This is a genomic window from Acinetobacter sp. YQ_14 (assembly GCF_043102985.1).
Lineage (GTDB): Bacteria > Pseudomonadota > Gammaproteobacteria > Pseudomonadales > Moraxellaceae > Acinetobacter > Acinetobacter venetianus.
In genome coordinates this window covers 37,546-51,325 of the sequence record NZ_JBICJJ010000016.1, presented here as the reverse complement: position 1 = coordinate 51,325, position 13,780 = coordinate 37,546, and the positions used below count along the sequence as shown (strand labels likewise).

The following is a 13,780-nucleotide window of genomic DNA, read 5'->3' as shown; positions in this document are numbered from 1 at the left end:
TCTATAAAATAGAAAAAAGCCTAGTGAAACTAAGCTTTTATCATAAATTTTTCGTTCATTATGCTATGTAAAAATTTGATTCAGTTGCTTAAAAACAGTTCATTAAAATTCTACTATTCACCCGACAAAGAACATTCAAAATTGGCTTTATCGACTGAACAACGAGCTTTCTTTAAAACACTCATCATACTGGCATCGTAGATCCCACGTTGTGTTAGCTCAATACGTCCATCGCGCATCATTTTTTGATATTTGAGTTTATCTTCTGCTGTTAAATTCATTTTATATTTTGCAGGAATTTCAGCTTCTAGCTTTTTGATGGTAACAAAAGTTTTAGGTAGTTGTTTGACAAACCAATCTCGAGATTTCTGTCCAAAACCTGCTGGGAATTTCTCAGGACGTAAAACAAGATTTGCTGTCACTTGTAATACAGGAAAATTATACATCACCCCATTTGTGCCTAAACCCTTACTTAACTCTAATGGTTTATAAGCGTATGCTGGCGCACCAATCATATCGACCTGACCATTATTAAACTTGGCAGCGAAGTTCGAAATATCTGAAAGTACAGCTTGAGCACCTACGCGCTGAACTATTAATTTTTGGGCATCGTCATAACCTAAAACAGCAAATTTTTTGCCTGCAGCTTTTTCGATCGAATTAATGCTTTTGTCACGAACAAAAATAAATGCTGAACCTAGTGGAGAAATACCTGCAACTTCATATTTATTGCCGCTGAGATTGGTCGTCATTTTCGCCGCATTACGTGGATCGGAAACAAATGTAATCGCTCGTTTTGCAATTTCATCACTCGGAACTCCCCCCAAAGAATCAATTGATCCAACAAACTTATTATATGGTCGTGCGCGCATAGAAGTCATCGCAACTGCATCACATTTACCTGCTTTAAAATTATTGTCAGCAACCTGTTCATCTGTAAGTGCCACGAGATTTATATCTGCGCCCCAACCTTTCGCGGCTAAAGCCCAGTCTTGCATTCCTTTATATGCTTCGCCTGACTTGCCTAATAAGTCAAACACACATACATTAACAGCTGCTTGAGCTGAAGCAGATATCGCTAAAATTGAAGTCGTTGCGAGCGTAAGAGCCATTTTTTTCATTTTTACTTCCTTTCACAAACATAATGTTTGTTTTTATACATTCAATAGTTAAAACTTTTTTTAATTAAAAATGATCATCCAGATCATTTTTAAACTCACACAGATAAATCACCGTGTTTATTCTTAATAAAGAAAACACCTTCATCTGATTGCTTGAACAGCTGGGGAACGCGCTAAATAATCTAAAGCCTGTTGTGTATTTCCTTCAGTTTCAGGATGAAAGTTTGGGGAAACCCAACGAACAATTGCTTTCGTGATAAACGTTAATGTCGGAGCATTGTCTGTTGCTTTCGCTTGTTTCTGATAAATCGGTAATAATCTGAAAAAGTTGCGATTAAAAAGCTTTTGTATCTTTGTATCTGGATCTTGCTTGCCTAAATCACGCGCGATATCAGCTAGCATGTAAATAAAAATAGGAAAAACAAGCATCATCAAAAACTGACGATAAAGATAAAATAAGACAGGATTCGGTATCATTTCTTTAAATAGATCAAACGCGACACAACGATGTTCCACTTCCTCAGCTAAATGCCAACGGAACATATCAGCAATCACTGGGTCTGCTTTATCCCACGAAGTATTGTCCATACACCACTGTCCAAGCACACCAGTAAAGTGCTCAATCGCAGCAACAACACCTACCCGAGTAACTAACCAGAAATGCTCTAAAGACTTCTTTTCTAATGCTTTAATGCCTAGTGGGCGCTCACCTAACAAAATCGTGAAAATCCAGTTAATTTTTTTAAAAGCAGGTTCTAGATCATAATCATGTTGCTTCAGGAATTCTTGAGCAGTTTGATGAGCACGAGCGTGGGTCGCTTCCTGACGAATGAATCCTTTGACATCATCCATCAATATCGAATTATTCAGATATGGGAGAGTCTTATTGTAAACACGACAAAACCAGAACTCTCCCGCAGGCAAAATTAGGTTAATCCCATTAATTAAATGTGAGCATATAGGATCATTTGGAATCCACTGTACTGGTGAATTTGAAAAATCAAATTTTACAGATCGTGCAACCAATTTGTGGTGTTGCGTTTGTGCGTTCATATTGATCTCAACTTGTAAACTAATAAATTTCTAACTTCCTGAAAATATCTTTTAACTGGATATGACATTGCTCACTCTCCACTTAAAGAACATTCAAAATTGGTTCGTTCTACAGCACAACGCGCACGTTTTAAAACCCTCATCATGACAGGGTCATACACACCAAGTTGTGTAAGTTCAATGCGGCCATCTCGCATCATCTTTTGGTAACGATGTCTATCTTCGGAAGAAAGAGCTTGTTTATATTTCGCAGGAATATCCGCTTCTAAACGTGCAATCGTGGAAAAACTCTTTGGAAGCTGCTTAATTGCCCATGCCCGTGATTTCAGTCCAAAACCTTTAGGAAATTTATTAGGTCGGAGAATGATGTCAGCGGTTAAGTTAATAACAGGAAAATCAAATATTGCTCCATTGCTTCCTAAACCTTTGGAAATCTCTAAGGGTTTATAGGCATAAGCTGGGGCTGCAATCACATCGACTTGGCCGTTATTAAATTTCTTAGCAAAGTCCGAAATCTCTGATGGGACACCAACCAACTCCAAACGCTCTACAATCATTTTTTGTGCTTGATCGTAATGTAAATAAGCGAACTTTTTGCCCTTGCCCTTTTCAATTGTATTAATCGTTTTATCGCGTACATAAACATACGCCAAACCAATTTGAGCAATTGCAGCGACCTCAAATTCATCACCATTTAATTTAGTTACCAAACGGTGCTTATTACGTGGATCTAAAGCATAGGTAATCGCTTTTTGTGCAATAGAATTATTTGTCACTGCTCCCAATGCATCAATCGAACCTGCAAACTTGTTGTATTTTCTTGCGCGCATAGATGTCATCGCAACACCATCGCACCTGCCTGTATCAAAATCATTTTGTGCTTTAGCTTCATCTTGATAAGGAATTAAATTTAAGTCTGCATTCCAAGCTTTTGCAGCAAGTGCCCATTCTTCTACTGATTTATAAGCCTCACCTGATTTACCGAGCAGATCAAATACGCAGACATCGACTTTGGCTTGTACAGTTGTTGAAAAAATTGTTATCGCGGTAATTAAAATTCCTTTTTTCATTCCCCACCCTAGCAATATTTGGAATGTATTTTTCTGCATCACGGCAGTAATTTACGTTGATTAAAGTCAAGTAGACTTTGCTGACAAGGCTATTTTTCAATAAAAGAAAATGTTGTAATAGTTCTGAATAAGCCATTTTAGTATCATTTTCCGACATGGGTTTTTATGAAAATAAATACAAAAATTGAAAAGACTGTTCCCGGAACTTATATCGCATTAATGGTCGACGTGGTTTCTCGTTGGAATATTTCAGCAGAAGAATTATTAGCTGGATCAGGTCTTAATACGGATCAATTACTACAACCGTTGTGGCGTGCAGATGCCAAAATCGTCATGGGGATATTGAAACGCGCATTAGATTTAACAAAAGTTCCAAACTTAGAATTTGGATTTTATTTAGGTATGCAAATGACAATTACCTGTCATGGGTTGATGGGTATGACTGCAATGCTCGCAGGGAATGTCACACAAGCACTGAATATTGCTCAAGAGTTTATTTCACTTCAATCTAGCATTCATAAAATAAAGCTCGAAGTTTTTGATGATCATGCTGCAATCATCTTCGAACAAACTGAGAGTTATTATTTAGACGAAGTCATCCAAATTGCTTTATTGCTTGGATTTGCACAGATGGGAAAAAGCATTTCAGGACAAGAGTTAAGCGGGTTAGCGGACGTACAATTTAGTAAACCAGATTATTTTGATAAATTACTTCCCTTAATTCCGGGCGAGGTCAGATTTAATCGTCCAATGACGCGCTTAGAATTTAATAAAGAAATTTTAGATTTTCCATTACTCCATGCAGATGCAATTGCAGAGCGCTTATCACGAGAAGAATGTAAGTCTCAATTGCGTAAGTTATTAAGACAAAATAGCTTTAGTAGCTCAATACAAGATCTCATCTATGACGAGGCAATGGGCATCAGTCCTCTATCTGACATTTTAAAAAAAATCGGAATCTCTGAGCGTTCCTTACAACGAAAGTTAGAAAGTGAAGGTACAAATTTTCGAGAATTAGTGGACAAAATCCGTTGTGAAAAAGCCATCCAACTGATCAAGAACCCTAGCTTATCTCTTGAAAATATTGCCAATCACCTCGGATACACCAATACCAAAAATTTTTCACGAGCCTTTAAACGCTGGACAGGAAAATCACCAAGACGATACTAATTTTTAGTATAAAAAAATTACTGGCAAGCGCTCAGATTGCCAGTAAGAGAGAAACTGATCTAAAACTTCGACAGGCTTATTGAGTTGAATTTTTAACCTCTACAGTAGTCTGTTTCTGCTGTTGCGAAGGCATATAATCAGGTTGATGACTGATAGCGAGAAAGAAAAAAACGAGAAACAAACAACCTAACAAGATACTGATGCCAACTGCTAAATATGGAAATTTTGATTGCTCTTGTGACATGAGCTTTACTCCTAAAATATACAAAATTCAGTTATTCAATTCAGGCGATGGATAAGGCTTTGTAACTTGCACCATTTTGAATACGGGTTTGTAGATACTCGGCATAAACCGACAATTTTTCAAAGATATGCTCTGAATAAAACATATCTTCGATCAAATGCTTGGCTTGTGAATGATTAAAATTTCCAGTTTGAGAGACCAAATTTGCGTTTAGATTTGAATACAAACCGCACACCTCTTTGTGCATCTCATCTTTGTTCTTGAACAGTAGTTTTCTGAGATGAATCATTTCATCTTGAATTAGGTTCTCAGATCGATCTGCTTTAATAACAAAGATTTCAACATTCAAATATTTCTGTAACTGTTTCAGTTGCTGTATATCCAAAGTTAAATGCGTGATTAAAAAAATCTGTGAAACATCTGCTCGACAAAGCGCTTTAATCAAACGACTAAATAAAAAGTCTTGCTCGGTGTTTACTTGATCAACCAAATCAATATGAAGTTTTAAACTCTGAATCACTTCTTCGATTCTCAGGTTTAGATTTTTCTCAGCCTGATAATATTGATTCAAAATGCTTAAAACAGACATTGAAACAGGCGTGCTATAGATCACAGGTTGATTTAGATTGGCAATGATAAATGGCGCAAATAAATAACCAAGATTATTATCATTTTCATCGATTTTCGCTTGAGCTATATATACAACCTGATCTTTAGAAAAATCCCTCAGCACCTTTGCTCGTAACAATGTCGCTTCAAGATTTACATACTCAAACTGCAACTGCTCTTGTACAGCTTGCGATGGTGCTAAGCCATTGAACAGTTGTATGATCGAATTGAGTTCTTTCGTGATAAACATTGTGATACACCATTCAACCTAAATCATCATTTCTAGAGCATGAAAACCTTCAAATCATGCTCTGAGTTCATGCTGTTATTTTGAGCGTCTGGAAAGTTATTGAATAGCTACAGAGTTACACTAAAAAAATATAACAGATGCACGACTCACCAAAAATCTGTTATAAAATAATAATTATTTATGAAATCTAACAACTACAGATTAGGTTTAGACTCCAAATTTTATGTATAAATCAGAACAGCTAGCGCAAAACCTGAAGTTACTCATTGAAAATGGTACATGGCAACCACATACAAAATTACCTTCTCTTCGAGAGCAAGTGCAACGTTCAGGTTTTAGCTTAATTACCGTGATGAATGCTTATCAAGAGTTAGAGTCTCAAGGTCTTATTTACTCTAAAGAAAAATCGGGTTATTTCGTTGCTGAACAAACGGCTTCTCAAATCCCACAAGCTTATTCTGTGGTTTCTTTGAACCCTAAAATTGAAATTAACTCACTTGTATTTAAATATCTCAAATCGATTCAGCCAAAACAGATTGTTCCTTTAGGCTCTGCTTTTCCTGATAGCCAATTACTCTATCCACCCAAATTAATTCAAATCATGGGACAACTGTCTCGAAATCGACATAGTTATGATCAGACCACTAATTTGCCACCCGGAAATCTTGAATTAAGAAAGCTGATCGCCCAACGTTATTGTATGCAAGGAATTCCGACCGAAGCTGATGACATCGTGATCACATCAGGCGGCTTAGATGCACTTAATCTTTCATTACAAGCAATTACGCAGCCGGGCGATTATATTTTATTACAACAGACCATTTTTTATGGCGCATGGCAAGCTGCGGAACGCTTAGGTTTGAAAGTTATTACCATTCCTGAACATCCTCAACATGGTTTTGATTTTGAAGCTTTTGAGCAGGTTATAAAAACTTATCCGATCAAAGTATGCTGGTTCATGTTGAATGCACATAATCCAATCGGCTTTACCGTCAGTGATGAAATGAAATATAAAATCGCGAAACTTTTGCATGAACATCAAATCCATTTAATTGAGGATGATGTTTATGAGGAATTGTTTTATAGCTCTAAAAAACCATTGCCAATGAAATATTACGATCAGCAAAATTTAGTACTGCACTGCTCATCATTTTCTAAAACTTTGGGCTCTGGCTTTCGTATTGGTTGGGTTTATGCGGGTAAATTTTCTGAACATATTCAACACCTACAGCTCATGAGCACGATTTCTGCAAATGCATTGATTCAAAACGTGCTGGTTGAGTTTTTAGCGCATCATCATTATGAAAAGCATTTAAGAGTATTAAGACGCGCTTTGGAGAAGAATAAGAAACAATTTTTTAATTACCTGAAACAACATTTACCTGCTGATTGCCAAGTTTATAATTATCCAAGTGGTTATTTCCTATGGATTCAACTCCCTGAAAAAATCAGTAGTATGCAAGTCTATGAAAAATTGATTCAACAGCAAATAGGTGTTGCACCTAGTCCTCTTTTTAATGTCTTGCCATCACATCAGCACTATATTCGTATGAATTGTTCTTTTGAATGGAGCGAGCAGATTAAGTATTCGGTGGAATTGTTTATTCAAACGATTCAGCATTCTATGTCAGATGAATGAAACTAATTTCTTTGAATGATACTTAAATTTTGATCCACCGAAACGTCATCCCAAAGCTGCGAGCGATTAAAAAGATCGTGTTTATCAACAAAGTTAAAGTAGGTGAAAAATTAAATAGGTTTTGTGGATGACAATGGTTTTGCTTACTTTTGCCGAATGATAAACAACGTATCGTAAAGTAGAACGAACCGCAGGTTTATACTGAAACAAGATGGGGGTTCGACCAGACTACATTCAACTCACTTATTACTATTTAAACAGCCTTAAAAATAATATCATTTCATTGTAATAAAAACCTTTTTCGATACTGACTTGGTGTCTCTCCAAAATTCTTTTTAAAAGCACGAATAAAGTTGGTGGCTTCTTCATAGCCCACAATATCTGCGATATCCTGAATACTATATTGCTGTTGTTGTAATAGCTTTTTTGCTTCACTAAATCGCACTTCAGATAATATCTGAAGAAAGTTTGTTCCTTGAGCTTGCAAATGTCTTTTGATCGTTCTTTCAGACATATTCAAACGTTCAGCGATCATCGGTAATGTTGGATAACCATTGCTTGCATTGTAGAGTAACTCTAAACGAATACTTTTTTGTAGGTCTCGATACGTTTCCTTAATCAACTTGCCTTTATCATTTTCACAGTATAAAAGTGCCTGCTGAAAAGACATTTGATCGGCATTTTGATTTTTACAATGCAGATATTTTTTTGGAAATCTAAAACCATTACGTTTTTGATTAAAATTCAGAGAAATAGATGCTAATGAAATAGCAGCATAGTCTTGTGATTGTAGCCAATCTAAATACACATCACACTCTTCGGCTAGTTCTTGTGAAAATAAAGCTAGAAAATGAATTGCTCCAAAAATTAAACTTTCAATGAGAAAAGCTCTTAATTGAGCTGATTGTTGTTCATTGCCTAATTTTACAGGATGAACATCATCTAAATAGACATAGACAAAGTCCTCTTCAACTCGCCATTCGGGTACAAAATTTTGAATGCGCGTACAGAAATACTGTTGGCATAAGTTCAAAGCGGTTTCAACATCAGCACAACTTAGAAAAGCAAAGCCTAACGCACCATGAGAAGTTGGGCGCAACTTCTGCCCATATTCAATTCCAAGACGATGATTATCCGTGAGTTGTAATGCATTAACTACCAATTTAGACCATTGATGCGCACTCATCTTGGCATCAGTCTGTTTCATTTCTGAGAAAACAAGACCTGTATCTTGTAAAACAGTTTGATAGTCAATGTCATACTCATGTGTAATTTCTAATAATATATGCGCATATGACACTGAAATCGTTTCTTGGAATAGTCCAAAAGGATCACGCATAAAGTTGCTCATGTCCTAAAATGATCATTAATATGGCATAGTCTCACCTATTGCGCGAGTCTTATATTCGAAATAATCAGTCAGTAAATGATGAATATAAGCTCATAGGAGTTGCGGAAATGGCAACCATGTCTCTCGATAAACAACAATCCGTTTACCTTTTGACCTTACAGAATGGCGATCAAGAAAATGCACTGAATAAAACAGTCTTGAAAGAATACTTAGAAATTTTTGATGAAATCGAAAGTGATCAAAATAATGCCAGCCTCATTATTCGAAGTGATCATACCAAGACTTTTTGCAATGGTTTGGATTTAGCTTGGCTCATGCAGCAATCAATCGAAGAGAAAAAAGCCTTTACAGTTCAACTTGAAAATATGTTGCTTCGATTAGCGCTACTCAATTTACCTGTGATTGCTGAAATCAATGGTAATGCCTATGCTGGTGGCGCAATCTTGGCTTCAGCATGTGATTTTAGATTTATGCGTGCAGATAAAGGTCGTTTCTGCTTCCCAGAGGTCAACCTCACTATTCCATTCACCGATACAATTGCCGAAATCGTGCAATTGCTGCCAAATCGTCATGCAACATGGGAAATGGCATTAACCAGTAAAACCATGACGGGTCTTGAATGTTTACAATCTCAAGTTGTCAGTCAAATTCACCCCGTTGAATCATTACAAGCAGAAACTTTGAAATTTGCTGAGGAAATGGCACAAAAGCATCGTTTAACTTATGCTGTGATCAAAACACAACTACGCAATCGTCTTGTGCAGATAGCAAAACAACGCCAAATTTTTGATCAAGAAAAGTATGCACATCCATTTATGATTTAATTCGCTTTTTTATAAAAATACAATGAGGAATGATGATGAAAAATATGCAAGGAAGAACAGTTTTTATTACAGGTGGGAGCCGTGGAATCGGCAGAGCGATTGCCTTAAAAGCTGCTCAAACGGGAGCAAATGTTGTGATCGCGGCTAAAACAGCAGTGGAAACGGTGAAGCTATCTGGAACAATTTATAGTGTTGCTGAAGAAATCGAAGCAGCAGGTGGCAAAGCACTTCCTTTAATTTTAGATGTGCGTGATGAACAACAAATTCAGCTCGCCATCCAACAAGCAGCATCAACTTTCGATGGTATTGACGTACTCATCAATAATGCAGGTGCAATTGCACTCACTGGTATCGAATCAACCTCATTAAAACAATATGATTTAATTCAGAATATTAACCATCGCGCGACATTCATATGTGCGCAAGCGGCTTTGCCCTTCTTAAAACAATCGGAAAACCCACATATTCTTAGTCTATCTCCACCCGTAAATATGTCACCTAAATGGTTAGGTATGTTATCCCCTTATGCACTGTCTAAATATGGAATGACGATTCTTACTTTAGGCATGGCTGAGGAATTTCGCCAATATGGGATTTCTTGTAATACCTTATGGCCAGAAACCTATATTGCAACGGCAGCTGTATCAAAGAATTTAGGTGAGGAAAATACACAACACGTCAGTCGTAAACCTGAAATCATGGCTGATGCAGCCTATACAATTTACACAACTGTAAAAGGTGAGCTTAGTGGACATAGTTTGACTGATGAACAAGCATTATCTAGAGTCGGTATCACTGATTTTGAAGATTATGCTTGTATTGAGGGAAATACTAATCTACAGAAAGATTTTTTCCTTGATTAAAATAAAAACGACCTTAAAACAATGGTTTTAAGGTCGTCGAATCGTGTTCAGATTAAATCCATTAACCTGGGAAAATACCACGTTCTTTACGCGCTTTTAAGATACGCTCACAACCTAAAATGAAGGCTGCTGTTCTTAACGTACAAGCTTTTTCACTTGAAGTGTGCCATACGTCATTGATCGCTTGGATCATCAGCTTATCAAGTCTTTCGTTAATTTCTTCTTCAGACCAGAAGTAGCTCGACATATCTTGTACCCACTCGAAGTAAGATACAGTTACACCGCCAGCATTACAGATTACGTCTGGAACAATCGTTACACCACGTTGAACTAAAATATCGTCAGCGTCAGGGTAAGTTGGACCGTTTGCACCCTCAAGGACTAACTTCGCAGTTAATTTTTGAGCGCGTTCTACAGTAATCTGACCTTCTAATGCAGCTGGAATTAAGATATCCATCTCTACATCCCAGAATGCTTCATCACTGATTGCTTGCGCGCCAGCAAATCCACCAACACCTGGATTGCTTTCAAGATAGGTTTTCAATGCAGCTACATCAATGCCTTCAGGGTTTGAAATCGTACCCGTATGATCTTGGATCGCAACGATTTTAGATTTTGAATCAGCAAATAAATAAGCTGCCTCACTACCTACGTTACCAAAACCTTGAACTGCAACCTTAGCACCTTCTAAAGGCAATTTAATTTTTTCAGCAACTTGTTGACCCGTGATAAATACACCACGACCAGTCGCTTTGATACGGCCTAAAGAACCACCTAAATGAACTGGCTTACCAGTTACAACGCCAGTCACAGTGTGACCTTGACCAGATGAATAAGTATCCATGATCCAACCCATTACGTTTGGATTTGTACCTACGTCTGGAGCTGGAATATCTTTTTGAGGGCCAATAATATGACCAATTTCACTAGTATAACGACGTGTTAAACGCTCTAACTCACGAGGAGAAAGTTGACGAGGGTCAACACGAATACCGCCTTTAGCACCACCAAATGGTAAGTTTACAACAGCAGTTTTAATCGTCATCCACGCAGAAAGCGCCATAACTTCATTTAAATCCACATCTGGATGGTAGCGAATACCGCCTTTACCCGGACCACGAGATAAGTTGTGCTGAACACGATAACCTTCAAAATGACGAATCGAACCATCATCCATTACGATTGGCACATCAACGATTAAAGCACGCTTAGGACGTTTCAGTGTGTCAATGTAGTCTTTGAGATCATCTAAATATGGCGCAACACGATCGATTTGTTCGAGGTAAGTTTGCCATGGACCGTCATTTTGGGAGACATAAGATAAATTAGACATTGTCTATCCTTATAAAACTAAAATTGATGGATCAACGCAGCAGATCCATCAATCGAATAAGTAATTAAAAATAATATACGCGGCTAATTTGGCTGTACGATTGTCCAAATCAAACCGTGGATTGCATTCAGCCACATCAAAAACACGAATTTTTCCTGTTTTCTTAATGGCTTGTAACAATGGTTCAAAGACTGTTAGATCAATTCCTTTGACCGCTGGTGCACTGACACCGGGAGCAATGCAGGCACTAAATACATCCATATCTACTGTAATGTATAAGTGGTCGATTTTTTCTATAAAACTGTTAATTTTTTTGTTCAAATGATCAATATTTAGTAAGTGAAGTTGCTGATCGTATATATATTCGCAATTCAGTCGATCAGCGGTTTCAAACAGCGCTTTTGTGTTTGAATGTTTTGCCACACCAATACATAAATAATGAAAATCTTGCTGATGCTGTTCGGACAATTTTGCAGCGTTTAAGAATGGCGTACCTGAAGTGACTTGTTCAGCTTCACGCAAATCAAAATGTGCATCAAAGTTGATAATTCCAATTTTTGCATTCGGCTCGTTGTTGCGAATATATTGAAACAATCCTGAGAAACTTCCAAATGCAACTTCATGGCCACCACCTAACACCACAGGTTTAATACCTTGTTGCAGCGCTCTTTCTACGCAATCAGCTAATTCAGCTTGAGCCTGTTCTAATTTACCCTGATCACAAACTACTGTGCCCAGATCAGCAATACTAATCGGCTGGTGGACTGGAAGATTAGCAAGTTGTGCACGAATCATATCAGGCGCATCTGCCGCACCGATTCGCCCTTTGTTACGCTTTACCCCTTCATCCGAACTAAAGCCAATCAATGCATATGAGGGATGCTGGCTTATATTGACCACTTGATGTAGGCGTAAGTGAGCTTCACCCTCGCCATCATTTCGACCTTGCCACTTAAATGAATGATTCATAATGCTTCACTATTTTAAATTGTGTTAGACCTTAAACTGAGATTTCATTGCCATGGCGAACAATACGCTTAGGTAAATCGCCGCCGAGCCAATAAACAACCTCGGAAGGATGTTCAATATCCCAAGCAATAAAATCAGCGACCTTACCCTGCTCCAACGAGCCATGCGTGTTTTGCAATCCAAGCGCATATGCGGCATGAAGCGTGACACCAGCTAAGGCTTGTTCAGGCGTTAAACGAAATAAAGTGCTGGCCATATTCAACATAAGACGCAGCGATAGTGTTGGCGAAGTCCCCGGATTTAAATCCGTTGATAGAGCAATACGTACCCCATGCTGATGTAAAAGAGCTAATGGTGGGAACTGCGTTTCACGTAATAAATAAAATGCACCCGGTAATAACACCGCAACTGTACCCGCAGCAGCCATCGCCTTGACATCATCTTCAGTCATATATTCCAAATGATCGGCTGACAATGCATGGTAACGCGCAGCTAGACTCGAACCACCTAACGATGAAAGTTGTTCGGCATGAAGCTTCACAGGTAAATGAAGCGCTTGAGCTGTCTGAAATACACGTTCAACTTGCGCTGGAGAAAATGCCAAATGTTCACAGAATGCATCTACCGCATCAACTAAACCTTCCTGATGCAGTTTAGGCAGCATTTCTGTACAGATATGCTCAATATATGCATCGCTCTGATCTTTATACTCAGGCGGTAAAGCATGTGCAGCCAAACAAGTACTTTTCACTGTCATCGGCAGCATATCAGCGATTTGGCGAATCACACGGAGCATTTTTCGCTCGTTGGTATAATCCAAACCGTAACCGGATTTAATTTCGATGGTTGTTACACCATCTTGAAGTAAACAGCGAATTCGTTTCAATGCAGATGCAAGTAATTGTTCTTCGCTCGCCTCGCGCGTTGCACGCACTGTACTGGCAATACCGCCCCCACTCGCTGCAATTTCAGCATAGCTCACTCCTTGTAAGCGTTTTTCAAACTCAACGCTACGATTGCCACCAAAAACGCTATGCGTATGGCAATCAATAAAACTCGGTGTTACCCATGCGCCAGCTAAATCTACTATCTCTGCATAATCATCAGATGGAATATCTTGTTGCGAACCAATCCAGTGAATGATTTCACTATCAGTAACGATTGCAGCATTTTCGATACTGGAATATTGTCCATTTTGCATGGTTGCAATATGACAGTTTTTCCAAAGCTTTTTCATTGACTATTCCTCAAATGACTCAAGCGCAATCTGCGCTCAAGTCATTC

Annotated in this window: 13 protein-coding genes; 4 read left to right on the top strand and 9 right to left on the bottom strand. The window is 38.0% G+C overall.

The genetic code is table 11. The features are described 5' to 3' along the window. Positions 1-113: 113 nt before the first annotated feature. The 3 genes from ACF8D3_RS08670 to ACF8D3_RS08660 all read right to left on the bottom strand — a co-directional run bounded on the left by ACF8D3_RS08670 (position 114) and on the right by ACF8D3_RS08660 (position 3,244). Positions 114-1,121, bottom strand: coding sequence for a putative solute-binding protein (locus ACF8D3_RS08670; RefSeq protein WP_392471130.1), 1,008 nt, complete (start codon positions 1,119-1,121; stop codon positions 114-116). A 141-nt stretch (positions 1,122-1,262) separates the two neighbouring features. Continuing rightward, positions 1,263-2,174, bottom strand: a complete 912-nt coding sequence (locus tag ACF8D3_RS08665; RefSeq protein WP_392471128.1) for a metal-dependent hydrolase — start codon at positions 2,172-2,174, stop codon at positions 1,263-1,265. A gap of 71 nt (positions 2,175-2,245) precedes the next feature. Then, complete coding sequence (locus tag ACF8D3_RS08660; RefSeq protein WP_392471127.1) at positions 2,246-3,244, bottom strand: putative solute-binding protein; 999 nt, start codon at positions 3,242-3,244, stop codon at positions 2,246-2,248. Positions 3,245-3,409: 165 nt separating this feature from the next. Here ACF8D3_RS08660 and ACF8D3_RS08655 point away from each other — a divergent pair, with 165 nt between their 5' ends. After that, the gene (locus ACF8D3_RS08655; protein ID WP_392471125.1) at positions 3,410-4,414 is read left to right on the top strand and encodes a helix-turn-helix domain-containing protein; all 1,005 of its coding nucleotides are present in this window, start codon (positions 3,410-3,412) and stop codon (positions 4,412-4,414) included. A 76-nt stretch (positions 4,415-4,490) separates the two neighbouring features. Here ACF8D3_RS08655 and ACF8D3_RS08650 read toward each other — a convergent pair whose 3' ends face one another. Together ACF8D3_RS08650 and ACF8D3_RS08645 are read right to left on the bottom strand one after the other, a co-directional pair. Further along, the gene (locus tag ACF8D3_RS08650; RefSeq protein WP_278595610.1) at positions 4,491-4,658 is read right to left on the bottom strand and encodes a hypothetical protein; all 168 of its coding nucleotides are present in this window, start codon (positions 4,656-4,658) and stop codon (positions 4,491-4,493) included. Between the two features lie 40 nt (positions 4,659-4,698). Next, entirely contained in the window at positions 4,699-5,517 is an 819-nt protein-coding gene (locus ACF8D3_RS08645) for a hypothetical protein (RefSeq protein WP_392471124.1), read from the bottom strand. Between the two features lie 223 nt (positions 5,518-5,740). Between ACF8D3_RS08645 and ACF8D3_RS08640 the strand changes: the two genes are divergently transcribed. Continuing rightward, positions 5,741-7,156 carry a PLP-dependent aminotransferase family protein gene (locus ACF8D3_RS08640; RefSeq protein ID WP_392471123.1) on the top strand — a complete coding sequence of 472 codons (1,416 nt, stop codon included), beginning with the start codon at positions 5,741-5,743 and terminating at the stop codon, positions 7,154-7,156. A 280-nt stretch (positions 7,157-7,436) separates the two neighbouring features. Here the strand turns inward: ACF8D3_RS08640 and ACF8D3_RS08635 are convergent, their stop codons facing one another. Next, a complete protein-coding gene (locus ACF8D3_RS08635) occupies positions 7,437-8,495 on the bottom strand; it encodes a helix-turn-helix domain-containing protein (RefSeq protein WP_392471122.1) in 1,059 nt (352 codons plus the stop codon). A 119-nt stretch (positions 8,496-8,614) separates the two neighbouring features. Here ACF8D3_RS08635 and ACF8D3_RS08630 point away from each other — a divergent pair, with 119 nt between their 5' ends. Further along, positions 8,615-9,331: an enoyl-CoA hydratase/isomerase family protein gene (locus tag ACF8D3_RS08630; RefSeq protein ID WP_392471121.1), complete on the top strand. Its 717-nt coding sequence runs from the start codon at positions 8,615-8,617 to the stop codon at positions 9,329-9,331. A gap of 35 nt (positions 9,332-9,366) precedes the next feature. After that, positions 9,367-10,194 carry an SDR family oxidoreductase gene (locus tag ACF8D3_RS08625; protein ID WP_392471119.1) on the top strand — a complete coding sequence of 276 codons (828 nt, stop codon included), beginning with the start codon at positions 9,367-9,369 and terminating at the stop codon, positions 10,192-10,194. A gap of 61 nt (positions 10,195-10,255) precedes the next feature. Here the strand turns inward: ACF8D3_RS08625 and ACF8D3_RS08620 are convergent, their stop codons facing one another. The 3 genes from ACF8D3_RS08620 to hutI are packed head-to-tail and all read right to left on the bottom strand — an operon-like array spanning position 10,256 to position 13,733. After that, positions 10,256-11,527 (bottom strand): Glu/Leu/Phe/Val dehydrogenase, encoded by a 1,272-nt coding sequence (locus ACF8D3_RS08620; protein WP_392471118.1) that lies wholly within the window; start codon positions 11,525-11,527, stop codon positions 10,256-10,258. A 48-nt stretch (positions 11,528-11,575) separates the two neighbouring features. After that, positions 11,576-12,496: a formimidoylglutamase gene (gene hutG, locus ACF8D3_RS08615; protein ID WP_392471117.1), complete on the bottom strand. Its 921-nt coding sequence runs from the start codon at positions 12,494-12,496 to the stop codon at positions 11,576-11,578. Between the two features lie 31 nt (positions 12,497-12,527). Then, a complete protein-coding gene (hutI, locus tag ACF8D3_RS08610) occupies positions 12,528-13,733 on the bottom strand; it encodes an imidazolonepropionase (protein ID WP_392471116.1) in 1,206 nt (401 codons plus the stop codon). Between the last annotated feature and the right edge of the window lie 47 nt (positions 13,734-13,780).